The 21485-nt window shown below is 73.4% G+C and carries 15 protein-coding genes; 7 read left to right on the top strand and 8 right to left on the bottom strand.

Annotated elements, in window-relative coordinates:
- Positions 1 to 66 precede the first annotated feature (66 nt).
- From ACFVYK_RS32900 to ACFVYK_RS32875, 6 genes are all read left to right on the top strand, one after another.
- Positions 67 to 2136: a YfjP family GTPase gene (locus tag ACFVYK_RS32900; protein WP_389780335.1), complete on the top strand. Its 2070-nt coding sequence runs from the start codon at positions 67 to 69 to the stop codon at positions 2134 to 2136.
- A gap of 274 nt (positions 2137 to 2410) precedes the next feature.
- Positions 2411 to 2893, top strand: a complete 483-nt coding sequence (locus tag ACFVYK_RS32895) for a single-stranded DNA-binding protein (RefSeq protein ID WP_389780333.1) — start codon at positions 2411 to 2413, stop codon at positions 2891 to 2893.
- Between the two features lie 345 nt (positions 2894 to 3238).
- Positions 3239 to 4657, top strand: a complete 1419-nt coding sequence (locus ACFVYK_RS32890) for a TQXA domain-containing protein (protein WP_389780331.1) — start codon at positions 3239 to 3241, stop codon at positions 4655 to 4657.
- Between the two features lie 317 nt (positions 4658 to 4974).
- Positions 4975 to 6639: an energy-dependent translational throttle protein EttA gene (gene ettA / locus ACFVYK_RS32885; RefSeq protein ID WP_389780329.1), complete on the top strand. Its 1665-nt coding sequence runs from the start codon at positions 4975 to 4977 to the stop codon at positions 6637 to 6639.
- Between the two features lie 6 nt (positions 6640 to 6645).
- Positions 6646 to 7068 carry an acyl-CoA thioesterase gene (locus tag ACFVYK_RS32880; RefSeq protein ID WP_389780327.1) on the top strand — a complete coding sequence of 141 codons (423 nt, stop codon included), beginning with the start codon at positions 6646 to 6648 and terminating at the stop codon, positions 7066 to 7068.
- Positions 7065 to 7745 (top strand): hypothetical protein, encoded by a 681-nt coding sequence (locus ACFVYK_RS32875; RefSeq protein ID WP_389780326.1) that lies wholly within the window; start codon positions 7065 to 7067, stop codon positions 7743 to 7745. The genes ACFVYK_RS32880 and ACFVYK_RS32875 overlap by 4 nt, the downstream gene beginning before the upstream one ends.
- Before the next feature lie 159 nt (positions 7746 to 7904).
- Here the strand turns inward: ACFVYK_RS32875 and ACFVYK_RS32870 are convergent, their stop codons facing one another.
- Positions 7905 to 8318, bottom strand: a complete 414-nt coding sequence (locus ACFVYK_RS32870) for a globin (protein WP_389780324.1) — start codon at positions 8316 to 8318, stop codon at positions 7905 to 7907.
- A gap of 235 nt (positions 8319 to 8553) precedes the next feature.
- Between ACFVYK_RS32870 and ACFVYK_RS32865 the strand changes: the two genes are divergently transcribed.
- Entirely contained in the window at positions 8554 to 9645 is a 1092-nt protein-coding gene (locus ACFVYK_RS32865) for a methyltransferase domain-containing protein (protein WP_389780322.1), read from the top strand.
- A 33-nt stretch (positions 9646 to 9678) separates the two neighbouring features.
- Here the strand turns inward: ACFVYK_RS32865 and ACFVYK_RS32860 are convergent, their stop codons facing one another.
- The 7 genes from ACFVYK_RS32860 to ACFVYK_RS32830 all read right to left on the bottom strand — a co-directional run bounded on the left by ACFVYK_RS32860 (position 9679) and on the right by ACFVYK_RS32830 (position 21242).
- Positions 9679 to 11541, bottom strand: a complete 1863-nt coding sequence (locus tag ACFVYK_RS32860) for an FHA domain-containing protein (protein ID WP_389780321.1) — start codon at positions 11539 to 11541, stop codon at positions 9679 to 9681.
- Positions 11542 to 11589: 48 nt separating this feature from the next.
- The gene (locus ACFVYK_RS32855; protein ID WP_389780319.1) at positions 11590 to 12936 is read right to left on the bottom strand and encodes a VWA domain-containing protein; all 1347 of its coding nucleotides are present in this window, start codon (positions 12934 to 12936) and stop codon (positions 11590 to 11592) included.
- Between the two features lie 146 nt (positions 12937 to 13082).
- On the bottom strand, positions 13083 to 14681 hold the full coding sequence (locus tag ACFVYK_RS32850) for a PP2C family serine/threonine-protein phosphatase (RefSeq protein ID WP_389780317.1): 1599 nt from the start codon (positions 14679 to 14681) through the stop codon (positions 13083 to 13085).
- 3 nt (positions 14682 to 14684) lie between these two features.
- On the bottom strand, positions 14685 to 17408 hold the full coding sequence (locus ACFVYK_RS32845; protein ID WP_389780316.1) for a tetratricopeptide repeat protein: 2724 nt from the start codon (positions 17406 to 17408) through the stop codon (positions 14685 to 14687).
- 2 nt (positions 17409 to 17410) lie between these two features.
- Positions 17411 to 18748 (bottom strand): hypothetical protein, encoded by a 1338-nt coding sequence (locus tag ACFVYK_RS32840; RefSeq protein WP_389780315.1) that lies wholly within the window; start codon positions 18746 to 18748, stop codon positions 17411 to 17413.
- A gap of 77 nt (positions 18749 to 18825) precedes the next feature.
- Positions 18826 to 19854, bottom strand: a complete 1029-nt coding sequence (locus tag ACFVYK_RS32835; protein ID WP_389780314.1) for a glutamate ABC transporter substrate-binding protein — start codon at positions 19852 to 19854, stop codon at positions 18826 to 18828.
- 14 nt (positions 19855 to 19868) lie between these two features.
- On the bottom strand, positions 19869 to 21242 hold the full coding sequence (locus tag ACFVYK_RS32830; protein ID WP_389780312.1) for a hypothetical protein: 1374 nt from the start codon (positions 21240 to 21242) through the stop codon (positions 19869 to 19871).
- Positions 21243 to 21485: the final 243 nt, after the last annotated feature.

Below are 21485 nucleotides of genomic sequence, written 5' to 3'. Positions count from 1 at the left end.
CACACCGAGCAGACCGACCACACCGATCGCGGGGGTCACTCCGACCGCAGGAATCGCCAGGACCACATGAGTGACAGAGGTCATCAGGAGGACGGGGTCACGAGCGGGCAGGAAGGGCGGCAGGCCGGCGATGCGGGGGAGGATGAGGGGGAGGGGGAGACGTCGGTGGCCGAGCCTCGGAGGCAGGCCCCCGATGTCCTCAAGGGCTCGGGCCCCAAGGGTTCCGGGGGCGACCCCGATCCGCAGGACGAGGGGGATCCCGGAGACCCGCGTGATTCCCAGGACCAGCGGGACCACCAGGACCAGCGGGACCACCAGGAACAGCAGGACCACCAGGAACAGCGGCGCCGCCAGGAACAGCGCGATCCCCAGGACCGTCGCGGCCGCGCGGAGGGCGGTGGCGGGGCCTGGGACGACGGTCTCATCGCCCGCCGGGTGACCGAGGCGTCCGCCGCCGAACAGGCCGCACTCAAGGAGTCCCGGGGCGGCGGAGGAGGACGCGGGGGAGGCGGCGGAGGCGGCGGGTCCGCGCCCTCGCCCCCGCTCGTCTACGACAGGGAACTGCGGTCCCGGCTCGACGCCCTGCGTGAGCTGGTGGGGCTGTCCCGCGCCCGCCTCGACAGCAGGACCCTCGCCCGGGCCGGCCGCGTTCTCGAGGAAGCGGCTGCCCGGCGCAGGCTCTCCGGCCAGCACACGGTCGTCGCTCTCGCGGGCGCCACCGGAAGCGGGAAGTCGCAACTGTTCAACGCCCTCGCCGGAGTGAACATCTCGGAGACGGGCGTACGCCGGCCGACCACCTCGGCGCCCATCGCGTGCAGTTGGAGCGACGGCGCGGCGACCCTCATCGACCGGCTCGGCATCCCGGGACGACTGCGCAGGCGGCCGGTGCAGAGCGCGGACGCGGAGGAACAGCTGCGCGGGCTCGTCCTGATCGACCTGCCCGACCACGACTCCGCCGCCGTGCAGCACCGCGAGCAGGTCGACCGGGTCCTCGGACTCGTCGACGCGGTCATCTGGGTCGTCGACCCGGAGAAGTACGCCGACGCCGTCCTGCACGAGCGCTATCTGCGGCCCATGGCGGGCCACGCGGAGGTCATGTTCATCGTCCTCAACCAGGTCGACCGGCTGCCCGGCGACGCCGCCGAGCTCGTCCTGGACGACCTGCGGCGCCTCCTCGACGAGGACGGCGTCGCCCTCGGCGAGTACGGCGAGCCCGGCGCCACCGTGCTCGCCCTGTCCGCGCTCACCGGCGACGGCCTGGGGGAACTGCGCGAGCTGCTCGGCCAGTTCGTCGCCGAGCGCGGCGCGGCGGCACGCCGCATCTCGGCCGACCTGGACACCGCCGCATGGGGGCTGCGGCCCGTCTACGCCACCGGGCGGCGCACCGGGCTCAGCGAGGAGGCGCGGGACGAGTTCGCCGACCGTCTCGCGGACGCCGTCGGAGCCACCGCGGCCGGCGAGGCGGCCGAGCGCGCCTGGCTGCGCAACGCGGGCCGCGCCTGCGGGACGCCCTGGCTGCGGCTGTGGCGCTGGCACCAGGACCGGCGTGACCCTCCCACCGGGCGACTGCCGGTCAGCGCCCCGCCGGACGAGGAGATCACCGCGCGGCAGCGCGTCGAGCAGGCGGTGCGCACCCTGTCCGAGCGGGCCTCGGCGGGGCTGCCCACGCCCTGGGCACAGGCCGTGCGAGAGGCGGCCGTGCGCGGTGCGCAGGGACTGCCCGAGGCGCTGGACGAGCTGGCGGCGCGGGCCGGGCTGCCGCCCGGCCGGCCGCCGCGACCGGGCTGGTGGCCGGTGGCCGTGATGGCGCAGGCGTCCATGACGCTTCTCCAGGTCGTCGGCGGACTATGGCTGGTGGGGCAGATCGTCGGCGTTCTCGCGCCGAATCTCGGGGTCCCGGTGCTGCTGATGGTGTCCGGCATCGTGGGCGGTCCGCTGGTCGAGTGGAGCTGCCGGATGGCGGCACGGGGGCCGGCCCGGCGCTACGGCCAGGACGCGGAGCGCCGGCTGCGGGAGGCGGCCGCGGGGTGCGGGCGGGCGCGCGTCCTGGATCCCGTCGCCGCCGAACTGCTGCGGTACCGGGAGGTCCGGGAGCAGTACGCACGGGTCACGGGGACGGCGGTCGGCGCACGATGAGGTGAGGAGATCCGGGGGGTGATCCCCCGGTGGGGGAGGTGTGTCACTCGTCCGGGTGGTGGGGTTCTCCACAGGCTGGGGGTGATCCACAGCGCTCGGCGGGCTCGGCGCGGCGGAGGCAGTCTGGCTTCGCGGTGATCGCGACGGACGCGGTCGCCGCGAGGCGGCGACGGCACGGGACGCACGGTCCCGGCCTTCGCGGCGGACGCAGCCGTACGGGAGGGTCCCGTGGGCGCATCCGGGCGGCGCGACCGCCCGCTGAGGGAGGGTTCGAGTGAACGAGACGATGGTCTGCGCGGTGGGCAACGTGGCGACGCAGCCGGTGTTCCGAGAGCTGGCGTCGGGAGCGTCGGCGAGGTTCCGGCTGGCGGTGACCTCGCGCTACTGGGACCGCGAGAAGAGCGCCTGGGCCGACGGGCACACCAACTTCTTCACGGTGTGGGCCAACCGTCAGCTGGCCGCGAACGCGACGGCCTCGCTGAACGTCGGCGATCCGGTCGTCGTGCAGGGCCGGCTGAAGGTGCGCACGGAGTCGCGCGAGGGGCAGCAGGTCCGGACGTCGGCGGACATCGACGCCGTGGCGATCGGTCACGACCTCGCGCGGGGCACGTCGGCCTTCCGGCGATCGAACCGCCCCGAACCGGCCGTCGCCGGGACGCCGACGCGGCCCGAGCCCGACTGGGAGACGCCGGCCGCGGATCCCCTGGAGCCGGAGCCCGACACTCCGCGGCGCCGCGAGCCGGCGGGGGTGACGTGAGTCGGCGGGGGTGACGTGAGCCGAGGCCGGGCGCCGGGCGGGACGAAGCGCTGCGCGGGAGAGCGGAACGGTGACGCAGCGTCAGGGATCTGTCAACGCTGACGTTGACCGAAGTGCGGCTTATCGGCGAATGCACTGCCGGTCGGTGAGTGGATTTGTCGATAAGCCCGGCCGGTAGGCGATCTTGGGGATAACGATTCCGAGTCGGATCGACGATCCGATGAGATGACCGGTAAGCGTGGTGCGTCGCGTCTCTAGGATGCCGGACGTGGCTCACGGGGCTTCAGATTCTGCAGGTGGGACCGTACCCCCCACGTCAACGGGTCCTGCTCGAAGGGGAATTGCGTGATTTCTTCGCTCTCTGTGCGGTTCTCGCGCCGACGAGGCGCGGTCCGTCTCGCCGTGGCGGCGCTGGTGTCCGGCTTCATCGCGGCGGGCGTCGTCGCCGGCGCGGACAAGGCGTCCGCTGTCGAGGTGACGCACGGTCAGGGCGGAGCCACCGCGACGATAGGCGGCCTCAAGACGTACGGCACGGCCGTGATCCACGCCGACGGCGGGGACCAGGATGTGTCGGCCGGCCTGTTCGAGATGTCCGTCGAGGGCGGCGGCACCCTGCAGACGTACTGCGTCGACCTCTACAACCCCACGCAGCGGGACGCCAGGTACCACGAGACTCCGTGGAGCGGCACCTCTCTCGGCGTCAACCGGGACGCGGGCCGCATCCGTTGGATCCTGCAGAACTCCTACCCCCAGGTGAACGACCTCGCCTCGCTGGCGCACAGGGCCGGCATCGACGGCGGTCTCACCGAGCAGGACGCCGCCGCCGGCACCCAGGTGGCCATCTGGCGTTACTCGGACGGCGCTGACGTCGACGCCGTCGGTCCGCGCGCCGAGCGGCTAGCGGACTACCTCCAGAAGGCCGCCCGCGCGTTGCCGGAGCCCAAGGCCTCCCTCACCCTCGACACGCCCGCCGTCTCCGGTCGGCCCGGTGAACTGCTCGGCCCGGTCACGGTGCACACCGACGCGACCGCCGTGACGGTGACGCCCCCGTTGAACGCCGCCACCAGCGGGGTGCGGATCGTGGGCGAGAACGGCAAGGCGGTCACCTCCGCGACGGACGGCAGCCGACTGTTCTTCGACGTGCCCGCCGACGCGGTGCCGGGCTCGGCGGAGCTGACCGTGCAGGCCTCGACGACCGTCCCCGTCGGCCGCGCCTTCACCTCGGAGAGCCGCAGCCAGACCCAGATCCTGGCCGGCTCCAGCGAGTCGACCGTGTCGGCGACGGCGAGCGCGGCCTGGGCGCAGCAGGGCGCTCTCCCGGCCCTCTCCGCGGCGAAGAACTGCGCGAAGACCGGCGTGGACCTCACCGCGGTCAACCGCGGCGACGACGCCTTCGACTTCGATCTGATGGGCATTCGGCACGCCGTCCCGGCCGGCGCGTCCCGGACGGTGACGATCCCGCTCCAGGAGGACCAGGCCTACGACTTCACGATCACCGGCCCGCAAGGCGCCGACTACCGCTTCACCGGCGTCCTGGACTGCAGGACCCGCGCCGACGAGACCGCCGGCCTGACCGCCCAGACCCTCAGCGAACCGAGCCCGGCCACGGTGGGCGGCGCCTCGACCGAGACCGGGACCGACCTCGCCGCGACGGGCGGCACGAGCGCCACCCCCCTCATCGCCGGCACGGCCATCGGCCTGGTGATCATCGGAGGAGCGGCCCTGATCCTGATCGGCCGAAAGGACACCCAGCCCGACGACTGAACCGGCCCACCGCCCGCTGCCCTGCCCCGGCCCGCCTCCCCGACTCCCACCCTTCCGCCCTGCGAGCAGGCCCGTGCGTCCGGGCGCCGGCCTCCGGGCACCGTCGCAGGCCGATGGGTTCTCCCGACGTGCGAGGCACTTTCGACCGGCCGGGCGTGCTCCTCGGTGACCGACAGTGACAGGCCGGTCCCAGGCGTCTACAGCGAAACCCCAGCTCACAGCGCCCCGACCTAACGGGTTACCACCCGGGGGTGGACCTCAGGCAAGATGGGGTGTATCTGCCCACTGCCTGATTTCAAGCTGCCGGACGGTTTCTCTTGGCTGAGTACATCTACACCATGCGCAAGACGCGCAAGGCACACGGCGACAAGGTCATCCTTGACGACGTAACGCTGAGCTTCCTGCCCGGCGCGAAGATCGGTGTGGTCGGGCCGAACGGTGCCGGTAAGTCCACCGTTCTGAAGATCATGGCGGGGCTCGAGCAGCCCTCCAACGGCGACGCGTTCCTGTCGCCCGGATACAGCGTTGGCATGCTGCTGCAGGAGCCGCCGCTCGACGAGTCCAAGACCGTCCTGGAGAACGTGCAGGACGGCGCCGCCGAGATCATGGGCAAGCTCAAGCGCTTCAACGAGGTCGCCGAGCTCATGGCGACCGACTACTCCGACGCCCTGATGGACGAGATGGGCAAGCTCCAGGAGGACCTGGACCACGCCAACGCGTGGGACCTGGACACCCAGCTGGAGCAGGCCATGGACGCCCTGGGCTGCCCGCCCGGCGACTGGCCCGTCACCACCCTCTCCGGCGGTGAGCGCCGCCGCGTCGCGCTGTGCAAGCTGCTGCTGGAAGCGCCCGACCTGCTGCTGCTCGACGAGCCCACCAACCACCTGGACGCCGAGTCCGTGCAGTGGCTGGAGCAGCACCTCGCCAAGTACCCCGGCACCGTCGTCGCCGTCACCCACGACCGGTACTTCCTCGACAACGTCGCCGAGTGGATCCTGGAGCTCGACCGCGGTCGCGCCCACCCCTACGAGGGCAACTACTCCACCTACCTCGACACCAAGGCGAGCCGTCTCAAGGTCGAGGGGCAGAAGGACGCCAAGCGCGCCAAGCGGCTCAAGGAAGAGCTGGAGTGGGTGCGGTCCAACGCCAAGGGGCGTCAGGCCAAGTCCAAGGCCCGTCTCGCCCGGTACGAGGAGATGGCGGCCGAGGCCGACAAGATGCGGAAGCTGGACTTCGAGGAGATCCAGATCCCGCCGGGCCCGCGGCTCGGCTCCATCGTCGTCGAGGTCAACAACCTCTCCAAGGCGTTCGGCGAGAAGGTCCTCATCGACGACCTCTCCTTCACGCTCCCGCGCAACGGCATCGTCGGGGTCATCGGCCCGAACGGCGCCGGCAAGACCACACTGTTCAAGATGATCCAGGGCCTGGAAGAGCCCGACTCCGGATCCATCAAGGTCGGCGAGACCGTCAAGATCTCGTACGTCGACCAGAGCCGCGCGAACATCGACCCCAAGAAGACGCTGTGGGCCGTCGTCTCCGACGAACTGGACTACATCAACGTCGGCCACGTCGAGATGCCGTCTCGCGCTTACGTGTCGGCCTTCGGTTTCAAGGGCCCGGACCAGCAGAAGCCGGCCGGCGTGCTCTCCGGCGGTGAGCGCAACCGCCTCAACCTCGCGCTCACCCTCAAGCAGGGCGGCAACCTGCTGCTCCTCGACGAGCCGACGAACGACCTCGACGTCGAGACCCTGTCCTCCCTGGAGAACGCGCTGCTGGAGTTCCCGGGTGCGGCCGTGGTCGTCTCCCACGACCGGTGGTTCCTCGACCGGGTCGCCACGCACATCCTCGCCTACGAGGGTGACTCCAAGTGGTTCTGGTTCGAGGGCAACTTCGAGTCGTACGAGAAGAACAAGGTCGAGCGGCTGGGTCCGGACGCCGCGCGTCCGCACCGCGCCACCTACAAGAAGCTGACCCGGGGCTGATCGGTCTTGCGCCATCTCTACCGCTGTCCACTGCGCTGGTCCGACATGGACGCCTACGGCCATGTCAACAACGCGGTCTTCATCCGTTACCTGGAAGAAGCCCGCATCGACTTCCTGTTCCGTCCGGAGAAGGACTTCCAGCAGGGGTCCGTGGTGGCGCGCCACGAGATCGACTACAAGCGGCAGCTCGTCCACCGGCACACGCCGGTGGACATCGAGCTGTGGATCACGCAGATCAGGGCCGCGTCCTTCACCATCACCTATGAGGTGAAGGACGGCGACCACGTCTACGTCCGGGCGTCGACGGTCGTCGTGCCGTTCGACTTCGAGGCCGAGCGCCCGCGCCGGCTCACCGCCGAGGAGCGCGAGTTCCTGGCCGAGTACCAGGACGACGACCAGGACGCCGGCAAGGAGGCCGTCGCCGCATGACGGTGCTCCACCTCGCCGACGAGGGGGAGGCGGCGGACTTCGCGGCCTTCCTCTCCCGGCTGCTCCACTACGACCGTGGCGCGGCCGTGCGGCTGCAGGCGGCCGGCACCGCGCTGGCCGTCTTCGGACGGCCGCCGTCCTTCGAGGTGCTGGCGATCCGCGCGGTCCGGCTGGCCAAGCCGTACGAGAACGGCCTCGACGTCACGCTGGACGTGACCGTGTCGGCCGGTGAGCTGCTGGAGTCCGTCGACGAGAAGGCCGCGACGGCGGCCGTCCCCGCAGCCGTCACCGGGCCGCCGTGGGCCGGTGTGCTGCCGCCGCGCGGCGGCTGGCGGCCCGAGACGGGGCTCCCCGCGCCGGACGCGCTGCGGGCGCTGGTCGGCGCGGCCGTCGCCGAATTCCGCGCCCGCAGCGAGGAGTTGGCGGACGAGGCGCGCACGCGTGCCGAACTCGACGGGATCGGGCGGGAGATCTGGTCCCGGACGGTCGGCGACACCGGTCTTCCCGTGCGGGCCGTGCACGCGGCCCAGTCACTGGGGTTCCTGCGGCCCGCGACGCGTTCCGGGGACCTCGCGCTGCTCTCGTTCGGCGCGTGGCTGCGGCTGCGCACGCCGTACGGGTCCGTCGCCGTCCGGCGCGCTGGACGGCTGGGCATGCTCGACGTCAGCGTCCGCTGAGGGCCCGGAGGTCGGCCCGGAGTCCGAAGGCCCGCCGTCGACGGCAGGTGGATCCAAGGTCGTCGACGGCACGTGGTGCGCGGGTCGTCGACGGCATGGCCGCCGGGGTCGGGGGAGCCCCTCGTCCCGCCCTCGTCCCGTCACCCCGCTCGCCGGGGACTACTCCGGGGTGTTCACCATCGACGCCGCCGCGTACGTCAGGTAGTTCCACAGCGTGTGCTCGTGCTCCTCGGGCAGGCCGAGTTCGTCGACCGCCTCGCGCATGTGCTTCAGCCACGCGTCGTGCGCGGCCCGGTCCACGACGAAGGGCGCGTGCCGCATGCGCAGTCGAGGGTGGCCGCGGTGCTCGCTGTACGTCGTCGGACCGCCCCAGTACTGCATGAGGAAGAGCGCGAACCGCTCCTCGGCCGGACCCAGGTCCTCCTCCGGGTACATCGGCCGCAGGATCGGGTCCCCGGCGACTCCCTGATAGAAACGGTGGACCAGCCGGCGGAAGGTCTCCTCCCCACCGACCTGCTCGTAGAAGGTCTGCTCCTGAAGCGTGCCGCGCCGAATCTCTTTCACGTCTCCCATGGTCTCAGACGCGAAGACGGAGGACTCAAGGCTTAGGACCACCACCCCGGACGACGGCCAGGACCCCGGACGACTGCCCCCGCCCCGGGCGACGGCCAGGACCCCGGACGGCTGCCCCCGCCCCGGACGACGGCCAGGACCCCGGGCGACGGCCGGGGACGCCGGCCGCGGACCGCCGACACGCGCGTCGGCCGCTCTGTTCGCCTCGGGGCGTGCCGCGCCGCACAGTGGAGGCATGGGCGAGCACGAACTCGGCGGGAACGGCGGAAACCGCGGGAACGGCTGGGGCGACCGCGAAGGCTGGGACCGCCGGGACGGCGGGGGCGGCCGGGACGGCGGAAGGCTCGCGGGTCTCGCCGCGTCGGCACGGGCCGCGCTGGTGCGCGAGATCGAGGCGAGCGGCGCCTTCGTCGTCGACCCGCGGTGGCGGGAGGCGTTCGCGGACGTCCCGCGCCATCTTTTCGTGCCCTATTACTACGTCAGCGGCGCCACCGGCTACGAGCGGCGCTGGTGCGAGAGCCCCGACCCGCGCGGCAGGGAACGCTGGCTGCGCGGGGCCTACGAGGACGTCCCGCTGGCCACCCGGCTGCGCGACGGCGTACTCCTCTCCTCCAGCAGCCAGCCCTCCCTGATGGCGCTGATGCTGGCCGAACTGCGGGTCGAGGAGGGCGCCCGGGTCCTGGAGATCGGCGCGGGCACCGGCTACAACGCGGCGCTGCTGTCGTACCGGCTCGGCGACGCGAACGTCACCACCGTCGACCTGGATCCGGAGATCACCGAGTCCGCCCGCAGGCACCTCGCCGACGCCGGTCACCGGCCGGCCGTCGTCACCGGAGACGGGGCGCGCGGCGTCCCCGAGCGCGCGCCCTTCGACCGGATCGTCGCGACCTGCACGCTCGCGTCGATCCCGCCCGCCTGGCTTGCCCAGTGCACCCCCGGCGCCCTGATCCTGGCGCCGCTGGCCACCGGGCTGATCAGGCTGACCGTGCGGGACGCCGGGCATGCCGAGGGACGCTTCCTGCACACCGCCGCCTACTTCGTGCCGCTGCGCGGGGCGGACCGGCCCGAGCCGGAGCCGGTGGCGCTCGCCGGGATCCCGCACCGGGCCAGGGAGAGCGACCTGTTCCGCTTCCTGCTGGCCCTCACGCGGGGTGTCCTGGACCCGCAGGAGGCGTACGCACTGTGGGAGCGCGAGGGCATGCCGGGACGGGAGCGCTACGGCGTCACGGTCGGCCCGGGACACGCGTGGGCCTGGCTCGACGCGCCCGAAGGCCCGTACGCGTGGCCCCTGCCGGGTTCGCCGGATCCCGCCGCGACGCGGGCCTAGCGGGCCGGCGGAGGCGGCGGGGTCTCGCCTCGCTCAGCCGCGGCGGATCGTGATCGTCGTCCAGGCGCCCACGTGCACCTGGTCTCCGTCCTGCAGCGGTACCGGGACGAACGGCTGGATCGGTTCTTCCGAGCCGTTCACCGTGGTGCCGTTCGTCGAGTTCTGGTCGACGACGGCCCAGCCGCCGTCCGGCTGCTGGATCAGCACCGCGTGCTGGTGAGAGACGCCCGGGTCCTCCGGCGGCACCGACAGGTCTATGTCGGGGGTCTCGCCGGTGGAGTGGCGACGGCGGCCGATGGTGATCTGGTTGCCGGTGAGCGTGCGCTGCTGCTCGGGCGAGTACGCGGGCAGGTTCAGTCCCGCGGCCTCGGGGCCCGAGCGGTGCATCATCGCCATGAAGTACGCGCGGTCCGGGCCGATCGTCGCCGTCCAGGTCGTCGGCTGCTGCGAGAACGACGGACCGGGCGGAGCCTGCGGGGCGCCGCCGGGCTGCGGGTAGCCGTAGCCGCCGCCCTGGCCCGGGCCGGAGTTCCTGGGGTCGCCCTGGCCGGGGCCCGTGTTCGACGGCGGGGACAGGACCCAGTCGTCGTCACCGCCGCCGAAGGGGCCGCCGGGCTGGGGACGGCCGGTCTCCTGCGGGAAGCCGGACGGGGCAGACGGACCGGTGGGCTGGAAGGCCTGCGGAGCGCCGGGACCTCCCGGACCTCCTGGGCCACCGCCCTGCCCGTAACCGCCCTGGCCGCCGGGACCGCCCTGGCCGCCGGGACCGTTCTGTCCGCCGCGGCCGCCCTGGCCGCTCGGACCGCCCTGGCCCAGGAAGCCGGGGCCGGCCGTGGGCGTGCCGGGCGGCGGCGGAAGCGGCCGCGAGGGGTCGCCGCCGAAACCGGACGGGCCACCCTGACCGGGACCTCCGGGACCTCCGGGACCTCCGGGACCACCGGGACCACCCTGGCCGGGGGGACGGCCGCCGGGGCCCGAGGGCTCGCGGCCGAAGGGGTCGTTGGACGGGCCGCCGGGTTCGCGGCCGAAGGGGTCGGAGGACTGCCCGGGCTGCTCACGTCGGTAGGGGTCCGCGGGCGGTCCGGACGGCTCGCGGCCGAAGGGGTCGCCGGGCGGGCCGGGGGGCCGGCCGCCGGGACCGGAAGGCTCGCGTCCGAACGGGCTGCCGCCCGGGCCGGACGGCTCACGCCCATAGGCGCCGGGCGGCGGACCGCCGGCGGTGCCACCGGGGCCGCCGGGACCGGAGGGCTCGCGTCCGAACGGCGGGGGACCGCCGGCCGGACCACCCTGACCCCTGGGGCCGCCGGGCCCCGAGGGCTCACCGCCGAACGGCGGGATCGGCTCGGCGGGACGGTTCACCTGGGACGGGCGGGAACCCTGGTAGTCGAAGGAGTCGCTGCCCCCGTAGGACGGAGGCGGCGGCTGGAACCGCCCGCCCGGACCGCCGGGACCCTGACCGCCCGGACCGCCGGGGCCCTGACCGCCGGGGCCCTGACCGCCCGGACCGCCGGGGCCTTGGCCAGGACCGCCGGGACCCGGGCCGCCCGGTCCCGCGCCCGGACCGGAGGCCGGCGGGCGCGGGGCGGCCGGGGTGTACGAGGTCGCCGTGTTGGTGAGGAAGTTCCAGCGGCACTCCTCGCAGAACGGCGCCCCGCCCTCGCGGGGCGTGCGGCACTGCGGGCACAGCTCGGGCTCGTGGCCGGACGCGGAGGACTGATGACGTCCGCCGGGCTGGCCGCCCTGGCCGGGGCCGGGCGGGGGCGGCGGGAAACCGTAACCGCCGCCGGCCGGGGGCGGCGGGGGAGGGGGCGGGGGCACGGCACCGGCCATGCGGTGACCGCAGACCTCGCACCAGTCGTCGGAACCCGACTGGTGTCCGTTCGGGCAGGTCGGCATGTCGGCGCGTCCCCCTCTCTCCTTCGGTGTCCCAAAAGCTCGTTCAGGTCACTTCTTTACACGAACAGTCTTTGTGGACCGGGTCTCGAGCGTCATCTCGTCGGCGTCCGCGACCTTGGCCTTCAGTCGCACAGTACCTGTCGTGGCGTCGACCACGTCCACCACCTTCGCAAGCAGTTTCGCAGTATCCGCGTTCCCCGAGGCGCTCGCGAGCTGCACGGCCCGGCCCAGTTTGGCCGTCGCTCCATCCATATCGCCCGCTTTGCGTAGATCCAGCCCCTGCTGGATGACCTGGGCCAGTTCGGCCTGGCCGGTGTAGTGCGCGACCTGGGGGTTGATCGAGGTGGAGGCGGCCATGTCGTCGGTCCACACGGCCCGCACGAGCCCCTGGGCGCCCAGGTTGTGCACGCTTCCGTCGGGCTGCGGGATCACCAGCGAGACCCGTGCGGCCAGCATCTCCTGGCCCACGTTCGCCGCCGGGACCTCGACGCACACGTGGTAGTCACGGGACTCGTCGCCCCAGGAACCGGTGGGGTAGTCGCCCGCGCGCGGGCCCGCCTCCGTGCGGCGTCCGGTCAGCTCCTCGACCGTCGGCGCGACCTGCTTGACGAACTTGACGGCGGTTCCGACCGGCGTCCACAGCCGCAGGGCGACGTCCGCGACCTCCTTGCCCATCGCCGTCTCCATCATCTGCGTGAAGTCGGCGGCGAGGCCGGCCGGGTCGGCGACGATGTCGGCGGTGCCGAGGAGGGCGGAGGCGATCCCTGTGACTTCTTTCACTTCCCAGTCGGTGCCCACGCCACGGGCGTCACAGGTGAAACGGCCGGCGCAGTCGTCAAGGGCGGCCTTGAGGTCCTGCGGCGACTCGTGCTCGTTGCGGCCGTCGGTGAGCAGGATGCCGTGCCGGATGGCGACGTCGGCCGTGGACAGCAGCCGGTCCGCCAGCCGCAGCCAGGTTCCGATCGCCGTGCCGCCGCCCGCGCTCAGCCGGCGCAGCGCCTGCTTGGCCTGTTCGCGGGTGTCGGCGTCGGCGACCGCGAGCCGGCCGCCGCCGGGGTAGACCTCCTTTGCGACGTGCGTGCCGCCGATCACCGCGAAGTGCACGCCGTCGCGCAGGGTGTCGACGGCGGCGGCGGTGGCGTCACGGGCGTTGCGCATCTTGGTCGGCGGGTAGTCCATCGAACCGGAGCAGTCCACCATGATCGCCACGGCGGCGGACGGGCCCTGGCCCGAGGTGTACAGGTGGGGCGCGGCGACCGCGCTGCCCACCGTGCCGCCGCCGGTGGCGGTGACCGTGACGATCGCGCTGACCTCGCGGCCGCCCTCGGGCAGGTACTCGTTCTGGTAGACGTCCACCGAGAACTGCGGCACGTTCGACTTCGAGAAATTGGCCATGCCTGCTCAGATCCCCCTCGGAAAACCCCACGTTCGCGGGGCGATGTCTGGACCGGACCGGTCCCCACCGGTCCGTGGGCGTGCTTCCCCGTGCTTCCCCGTGCCGCCGGTGTCCCGGTGCTGCCGTTGTTCCCGGTTCCGCGGCCTCAGGCCGATCCTGCCCCCTGGGCGGGGACGGGGAACGGCACGAGGGCCACTGTTACGTTGTCGTGGCCCCCGCCGTCGAGTGCGTGACCGACCAGGACCCGGGCGCTGTGCAGCGGCCGGACGCCGGCGTCCGGCGGGAGGACCTCGGCCATCTCCTCGGCGCCCTCCGCGTAGTTCCACAGGCCGTCCGTGCACACCACCACCACACCGGGCCGGTCCGGCTTGAAGGAAGCGGTGTGCGGCTCCAGTTCGTAGGCGTCGGCGCCGAGCCAGCCGGTGATGGCGTGGGCGCGCTCGTCGGCGTAGGCCTCCGCCTCGCTCATCAGGCCCGCGGCGACCATCTGCGCGGCCCACGAGTCGTCCTCGGTGAGCCGGGCCGGGGGCGAACTGCGGTCCGCCGGCACCCAGTACGCGCGGCTGTCGCCGACCCAGCCGACGACCAGGAGACCGGAGGTGACCACCGATCCGACGAGTGTGCAGGCGGGTGCGTTCTGGTGCGGGGCCTGCTCGCGGGCCGTGGCCGGCTCGTCGGCCAGCGCGTTGACCGCGTGCGAGGCGGCGACGATCGCCTCGTGCATCGCCTGTTGCGGGTGCGCCCCCTGCGGCAGGGCCGTCAGCAGGGACTCGCTCGCCGCCTTCGAGGCGGCCAGGGATGCGTCGTCCGGGCGGGTGGCGGAGGACACGCCGTCGCAGACGATCGCCACGAGCGCGGGCGACCCGTCGGGCAGCGCGGTGCAGCCGAGGCCGAAGGCGTCCTCGTTGCGGTGGTGGCGCAGGCCGCGGTCGCTGACGGCGGCGATCGGGCCCGACTCGGCTTCCATGTGGTCGCGTTCGCGCGGCTGGGCGTGCCCGCAGTTCTCGCAGTACCCGTCGTCGTCGACCCGGCCCGCACGGCAGGCCACGCACACCGTGGCGGTCTCGGCCACCGCGGCGGCCTCGGCGGCCACCCGGGGGTCGGGCGCCTGCAGCGCGTACTCGTCGGGTTCCGAGGGCCGGTCGAACCGGACGCCGGGAACCGGAGCGGAAGGGACCGGAGCGGCGGGGGCCGCGGCGGGCGGCGGCACCGGGGCCCCGGGAAGCGACGGCGACACCGGGGCCCCGGGCGCACCGGGCGCACCGGGCGCACCGGGGACGCCGGCCACCCCACCGACCCCGTGGGCCGGACCGACCCCGTGGGCCGGACCGGCCGCACCGCCGACCTCGTGGGCCGGACCGGCCACAGCGCCGACCTCGTGGGCCGGACCGGCCGCACCATGGGCCGCATCGGGCCCGCCGTGGAGCGCGCCGGGGACGGCGGCGGCGCCGGGAACCGGGGCGCCCGGCGCCGTCGTCCCGTTCGCCGCCACCGCCTCGGCTCCCGCGAACCCCGAGGATCCCGCGGCTCCCGCGAACCCGGCGACTCCTGTGGACTCCGTCGTGCGCTCCGCGGGAGCCGGCTGCGCGGAGCCGTTCATCGTGAGGGTGGGGTGGTCGTCCGGGCGCGGCGGTACGGCGGACAGGTCGTATCCGCACGCACCGCAGAAACGGTCACCCGCGTCGAGCGGCTCCGCGCAGCTCGGACACGTCGGCAGGGCGGCCTGCCGGGGCATCTGCGACATTGACTACACCCACGTCCGGGGGCGGTAACGATTGGCACGTTCCACCAGGTCGATCCTCTCTTCGCCGCCGGTCGCCAGCCGGGCCAGCGTGCGGTACGAGCGCTCCAGGCCGAAGCGCAGCCCTCGCTCGTCCAGTTCGCTGCCGAGCAGCACCCGGGCGGCCGGCGCGGCGCCCCGGCCACCGGAGAGTATCCAGTCGAGGGCGCAGCCGAGGACTTCGGCGGACAACTGCTCGCGCCGCGTCGGGTCGAGGCCGTACGCGTCCAGCGCCTCGACCTGGGCCGCGGCGGCGGTGAGGTCCTCCAGGAAGGGTACGTCGGAGGCGAGGGCCGTCCGCTGCCGGAGCCGGGCGCGCACGGCCGCGACCCGCGCCGCCGTGTAGTGGATGGACGACTCCGGCACCGACTCCAGCGTCCGCACGGCGCGACCGCGGTCCCCGGCGGCCAGCTGCACGCGGGCCAGACCGAAGGCCGCGCTCACATAGCTGGGATCGGTCGACCACACCAGGCGGTAGTACTCGGCGGCGTTGTCGAGCTGCCCCAGCACCTCCGCGCACAGGCCGAGCGCCAGCTTGGGCGCGGGCTCGCCCGGGAAGGCGTCGTAGATGGCGTCGAAGGCGAGCGCGGCGCCCTCGTGGTCGCCGGTGACCAGCGAGGCGACGCCCCGGTACCAGACCACCCGCCAGTCGTCGGACCGTTCGTCCTCCAGCTTCCGGAGGGAGGCGAGGGCGGCCTGGTGGTCGCCGTTCTCCAGCCAGGCGCGGATCTGCCGCAGCCGGGTCTCCACCGACGGCGCCGGCGCGGCCGTGAGGGCCGAGATCAGCTCGGCCGGCGCGGACGCCAACAGGCCTGCGAGGAAGCCCGCGTTGGGGTCGGAGGGGTCGACGTGGGGGACGGGCAGCGCGAGGGCCGCGGCGGGCGCGGGGACGGTCCTCACCAGGCCGCCGGGGACGACCGCGGGCGTGCCGCCGGCCGCGGAGGGCGACGCACCGCCCGCGCCCGGCAGCGGGCCGCCCGCGGGGACGACGCCGACGCCGCCCGCGAAGGCGAGGGCCGGTGCGGCGCCGGGCGTGCCGGGCAGGCCGGGAGCGGCGCCGGGGGCCCCGGACGGTGTGGCCGCGCCGGCCGTCCCGCCGGCGAGAGCCGGAACCGGCCGGGCCGCTCCGGAACCTCCGAACAGCCGACGCGGGGCGACCCGCGCCCGTGCGCCCAGCCGGGACACCTCCCCGTCCAGCTTGGGGAACAGCTCGGTGTCCGTGACCTTGACCTCCGGCCCGAACAGCGTCGACAGCGCGGGCCGCGCCCGGCCGCTCTGCAGCGAGACGACCTCGCGCAGCACGCCCGTCAGCTGCTCCGCCATCTCCTGCGCGGAGGCGAACCGGCGCGCCGGGTCGGGGTCGGTGGCGCGGACCATGAGCCGGTAGAACGACTCGTACCGGCGGAAGACCTCGATGGTGTCGGGGTCGGGCAGCGAGTCGACGAAGGCGGTCGTGTAGCCCTGGAAGTCGAAGGTGAGGACGGCGAGCGTACGGCCCACCGTGTACAGGTCGGAGGCGACCGACGGCCCCACCTCGGCGACCTCCGGCCCCTGGTAGCCGATCGTGCCGTAGATGGCCGACTCGTCGTCGTCCATTCTGCGGACCGCGCCCATGTCGATCAGCTTGAGCTGGTCCTCGGTCTGGATCGCGTTGTCGACTTTGAAGTCGCAGTACAGCAGGTTGCGGCTGTGCAGATGGCCGAGCGCCTCCAGGGCCTCGATGCCGTACGCGCACGCCTGCTCGACCGGCAGCGGGTCCCGTTTGCCGTCGGACGCGCGGCGGGCGTTGGCGATCTCCTTGAGGGACTTGCCGCCGACGTACTCCATGACGATGTAGCCGTCGAGGGAGCCGGTGCGCTGGTCGAGGTGCTCGACGAAGTTGTAGATCCGCACGATGTTGGCGTGCTCGATCTCGGCGAGGAAGCGCCGCTCGGAGATGGCCGCGGCCATCGCGTCCTGGTCGCCGGTGTCGAGCAGGCCCTTGAGGACCACCCAGCGGTCGGACACCGCGCGGTCCACGGCCAGGTAGACCCAGCCGAGGCCGCCGTGCGCGAGGCAGCCCACGACCTCGTACTGCCCGTGCACGACGTCGCCGGCCTTCAGCTTGGGCACGAAGGAGTACGGGTGGCCGCACTTGGTGCAGAAGCCCTCCGTGCGGCCCTCCCGCTCGCCGCGCCCGCGGCCCACCGGCGCGCCGCAGTCGGAGCGCGAGCAGAACCGCTTGCGCTCGGGCACCTCGGGGTTGTCCAGCACCATGGCGCGCGGGTCGGGACGCGGCACCTGCGGCACCGAGACCAGGCCGACGCCCAGCCGGGCCCGGCCGGAGGAGCCGGCGGTCGAGCCGGAACTGCGCACCGACACCGAACGGCCCGTGGAGCTGCCCGACAGCGAGCGCGACAGCCGCCCGGACACCGAACGGCGCGACTTCGACGACTGCGACGACGTACGGGTGCTGCGGGCGCTGCGGGAACTCCCGGCGCCGGAGCGGGAACCGGCGCTGTCCGTGCCGCTCCTGCCGGCCCGGGTCACCCCGGTCGGCGGCGAGCCGACCAGGCCCTGCCCGGAAAAGGAACCCCCGGACGCGACGACCGGAGCCAGACCGCAGGTGTCGCAGTACAGCTCGCCACCGCCCACGTCCTCGTACGACCCCTCGCAGCCCGGCCGCTGACACGACTGCCCTGCCTGACTCATGGCTACTGCTCCCCCCTACGGTCCTGAGGCCCGCCCTGATCCGGCACGCGCGGCGCCGTGAGCAGTTCGGCCGCCGCCTGCTGGTAGCGCAGGACGGCCTGTTCGGCGACGCGCAGATCGCAGGGCGCGCTCCACAGCATGCGGCGCGCCGCGTCGTAGCGCTCGATGAGGAACGGGTCCTCGGCGAGCCCGTGCCGGGCGACCTTCGCCTTGTACGCGTCCAGACGGCCGCGCAGCTCCGCCCGGACCGCCAGCGGCTGGGTGACCGCGCTCAACGACTCGCGGGCGCGCAGCAGTTCGTCCTCCGCCTTCTGCTCCAGGGACTCCAGGAGCGGGGACAGGCGGTGCCACTGGGCGTGCCGGCGGTACTCGGCGGCCGTCGCGAGCTGCTCCTGCAGCGCGGTCGGCGGGCCGCTGACCACCGGCACCTCGGTGGCGGCGATCTTCGCCAGCACCTCGCCGCGCGCGGTGCGCGCCTCGGCGAGGGTGCGGTCGGCCCGGCTGAGCAGGTCCCGCAGCCGCACCAGCCGTTGTTCCGCGTCCTGGCGGACCGTCAGGACGGCGTCGATCTCCCGGCGCACGTCCTCCAGGGCGCGCGCCTCACGGTCGTACACCGTGGTGTCCGGACGGCCGCCGCCCGGCGCGGAGCTGCCCTGCGCGCGCACCCAGAAGGCCAGCGGGTCCGACACCACCTGCTCGCGCAGGGACGTCAGGGTGCGGGTGATGCGTTCCAGGTCGTCGCCGGCCGGGTGCTCGCCGGGGCGGACGCCGACGGAGTGCGCCAGCCGGCGGGTGCGCTGGAGTTCGGCGGCCAGTAGATCTATCCGCGCGGGCAGCGCCGACCACACCGCGTCGGCGGTCACGACCATGTCGAGCGAGGACGCGTACAGCTCGTTCATCCGGTCGACGAGGCCGGTGAGGGAGAAGCTCTCGCTGAGCTTGGCCGTGCTCTGCGGCGGCGAGGTCTCGACGGCGCCGGCGGCCGAGCCGACGACCGATCCGGCGACGGTGACGCACTCGCCGCGCAGCAGCTCCGTCAGCTCCACCAGGTCCTCGCGACTGGACCAGCGACGGCGCGAACGGATCTCGCGGGCGCCGCGCAGCGCACCCGTGTACGCGTCGAAGTACGCCCACAGCAACGTGATCGACGCCTCCGCCGAAGCCCAGCGCTCCTTGGTGACGCCGGTGAGTTCGGCGCCTTCGAGGAGCCTGCGGCCCGCGTGGTCCTGCAGGGCGAGGAGCGAGGTCTCGATCGCCTCGTGCTCCGCGCCGAGCCGCGCCAGCGCACGGTCGACCTCGTCCCGGTCCATCACCGGCCCGGGGGGTCCCGTGACGCCCATCGATCACCTCTCGCTGCTGTTCGGTTGCCCGCTCGGTAGTTGCCCGCCCCGCTCCGCCGTCCTGCCCCGGCGGCCCGTCAGCTCGTGCGCAGGTACTGCGGCGCGGGCGGCCTGGATGTCGCCGCGTCGGCGCCCAGTGTCGCCGACAGCCACTTGTCGTACGACGCCTGCCAGCCGCTCGCGCGGTACTGCACCAGGATCTGGTTGACCCGGCGTACCAGATCGCCGGCGTCCTTCTTCATCGCCACGCCGTAGTACTCGGTCGTGAAGGGGGCGCCCTTGAGTTCGACCGTCGGGTCCTGGGCGGCCTGGCTGGCCGCGAGCGCGCCGTCGGTGACCACCGCGTCGACCTCGCCGAGCTGCAACCGCACCAGGCAGTCGAGCTGGTTGGGGACGGTGGTGGAGATGTCGACGCCGGCGCCGAGCCGGCCGGTCTTCTTGTCGTCGGCCAGCTTGGTGTCGGCCGTGGAACCTGCCGCCGTGCAGACCCTGGACTTCGTCAGGGTGTCGTCATAGCCGGTGATCTTCGAGGACTTGGGGGCGAGGACCTGCTGGCCGGTCTTGAAGTAGGGAGCGGAGAACGCGACGTCGGACAGCCGGCTGCAGGAGATCGTCATCGTGCGCACGACCATGTCGACCCGGCCCTCCTGGATGGCCGGGACGCGCTGGTTGGTCGGGATGGCCTTGAACTGGACGGCGTCCGGGTCGCCGAGGATGTCCTGGGCGATGCGGTGGACCAGGTCGATGTCGAAGCCCTCCAGCGCCGCCCCGGTGTTGTTGGGATCGCGGTAGCCCCAGCGGTAGCTGTTCTGGTCGACGCCGACGATCAGCTTGCGCTTCTCGCCCTGCCGGGCCTTGATCGCGGCGATCGTCGGGCCGTCCGCGGCCGAGGGCGCCAGGGTCTGCTTCTCCGGATCCTTGCAGTCGGCGTCCGCCGCCTGGTTCGCGGAGGCGGCCTTCTGGCCGCTTCGGCCGGGGCTCGCCGCGTTGCCGGAGCCGACCCGCGGCAGCATCAGCACGAGCGCCAGCGCGAGAGCGCAGACGGCCGCCATCGCCCCGACCCCGCCCCAGCCCCTCAGCCCGGCCCGCACACGTCGCGCACGCATCGTCACGCCCCCCATCACCGGTACTCCGACAGTCTGCGGCCGATGCCGAGGACCGCGCCCGCGGCGGCGAGCACGGCGAGCACGGCGGCCCCGATCGACAGGCCGGTCATGGCGTCCAGACCGTTTCCCGCGGCCTGTCGGAACTCGGCCTGCTCGTGTGCCAGCGCGATCGCCAGGTTCTTGTCGACGCCGTCGAAGCACGCGCCGGTCGCGTCCTTGCCGCCGATCACCAGGGCCAGCGCCTGCTCGTAGTTGCCGTTGTCGTCCAGGGTGCGGGCCGCGGTGTGGCGCTTCTTCCACTCCGCCATGTTGCTCTCGGCCGTCGCCACCGGCTTCTGGCCCGAACCGTCGTCGGCGAGCTTCGCCGCGAGGGTGAGGCCCTTGTCGAGGGCGCTCATGTCGGTGGTGAACTCGTGGTCGTACTTGTCGAGCGTGATCTCGTCGCCGTCGGCCGTCACCTTCACCGTCTCGGCGCCGCGCGACACCAGCGTCAGGTTCTCGTTGCCGCGTGCCTTGAGGGAGGCGATCCGGGCGTCGTGCAGGACGTTCAGCGAGCGGACGCCGTCGTCGTAGGAGTGGTTCAGACCCGAGCGGGCCACCGTGTGGCCGACGACCAGCCACAGCAGGACGACGGCGGTGGCCGCAGACGCGGCGACCAGGCCGTGGTTCAGGACCCGGTTCGTACGGCGGTAGTTGCGGTGCTGCGCCCAGGCCAGAGCGGCCAGCGCCACCACGCCCAGGGCGATCGCCGCCCACGGGTAGGGGGTCGCGTCGCCGTAGTCGTCCCGCAGGCGCCGGTTCTCCAGCTTGTAGAGGTCCTCCGCCGCCGGGAGCATCTGGTCCTGCATCTTCTCGTTGGCGTAGCGCAGATAGGCGCCGCCCACCGGGAAGCCCTGCCGGTTGTAGGTGCGCGCGCGCTCCACCAGGCCCTTGTACTCGGGCAGCAGCTTGTTCAGCCGGGTGATGAACTCCGTGGAGGGGGAGCCCGGATCGGCGTTGCTGGCCGCGGTGACGAGCTCGCCGGCCGCCTTGTCGATGTCCTCCTCGTAGCGCTGCCGGGACGCCGCCGTCTCCTGGCCCCCCGCCAGGAAGCCGCTGGAGGCCGCCGTGTTGGCGTCGGCCAGCGAGCGGTAGATGTCGGCGGCGGCCGAGCTGAGCGGCTGGCTCTTGTGCAGCACGTCGTCGGCGGCGGCGGCGCGGTCGGTCGTCTGCCAGGCCGTCACCGCGCCGAACGCGAGGACGAGCAGCGCGAGGAAGGCGCCGATGATACGGAGCCGCCCCGGTTCGGTCGTCGCGGCGGCGCGGACCGTGTCGACACCCTCGGCGAACGCCGTACGGCGTGTCGGCGGTGGTGTCGTGCCGGTCGGCGGGCTTGCCAGGTCTGCCACTGCTTGACCTCCCCCATGGTCATCTCCCGCCGGTAAGTATCGCTGGCGGGAGGTGTCGTGCGCACCGGCCTTCACTCGATCTTGATCAGATCGCAGTCACCCCTGTTCATGAATACGTCTTCGGCGGGTGTTCGGTTCCTTCACCGGGGGCTCGTGTTGTGCGCGGCGGGCGTACGGGGCGGGCGTACGGGGCGGGCGTGCGCGGCGGGCGTGCGGGGCGGACATGCGGGGCGGGCGTGCGGG

Origin of the sequence: Streptomyces sp. NPDC058291 (assembly GCF_042880855.1) — a bacterium.
Taxonomy (GTDB): Bacteria; Actinomycetota; Actinomycetes; order Streptomycetales; family Streptomycetaceae; genus Streptomyces.
This window is presented reverse-complemented; position numbering and strand designations above follow the sequence as displayed.

Bases quoted from the DNA above. Each gene is read 5' to 3' on its own strand.
- ACFVYK_RS32900 (WP_389780335.1), top strand. From the start codon at position 67: ATGAGTGACAGAGGTCATCAGGAGGACGGGGTCACGAGCGGGCAGGAA.
- ACFVYK_RS32875 (WP_389780326.1), top strand. From the start codon at position 7,065: ATGACGGTGCTCCACCTCGCCGACGAGGGGGAGGCGGCGGACTTCGCG.
- ACFVYK_RS32870 (WP_389780324.1), bottom strand. From the start codon at position 8,318: ATGGGAGACGTGAAAGAGATTCGGCGCGGCACGCTTCAGGAGCAGACC.
- ACFVYK_RS32865 (WP_389780322.1), top strand. From the start codon at position 8,554: ATGGGCGAGCACGAACTCGGCGGGAACGGCGGAAACCGCGGGAACGGC.
- ACFVYK_RS32860 (WP_389780321.1), bottom strand. From the start codon at position 11,541: ATGCCGACCTGCCCGAACGGACACCAGTCGGGTTCCGACGACTGGTGC.
- ACFVYK_RS32855 (WP_389780319.1), bottom strand. From the start codon at position 12,936: ATGGCCAATTTCTCGAAGTCGAACGTGCCGCAGTTCTCGGTGGACGTC.
- ACFVYK_RS32850 (WP_389780317.1), bottom strand. From the start codon at position 14,681: ATGTCGCAGATGCCCCGGCAGGCCGCCCTGCCGACGTGTCCGAGCTGC.
- ACFVYK_RS32845 (WP_389780316.1), bottom strand. From the start codon at position 17,408: ATGAGTCAGGCAGGGCAGTCGTGTCAGCGGCCGGGCTGCGAGGGGTCG.
- ACFVYK_RS32840 (WP_389780315.1), bottom strand. From the start codon at position 18,748: ATGGGCGTCACGGGACCCCCCGGGCCGGTGATGGACCGGGACGAGGTC.
- ACFVYK_RS32835 (WP_389780314.1), bottom strand. From the start codon at position 19,854: ATGCGTGCGCGACGTGTGCGGGCCGGGCTGAGGGGCTGGGGCGGGGTC.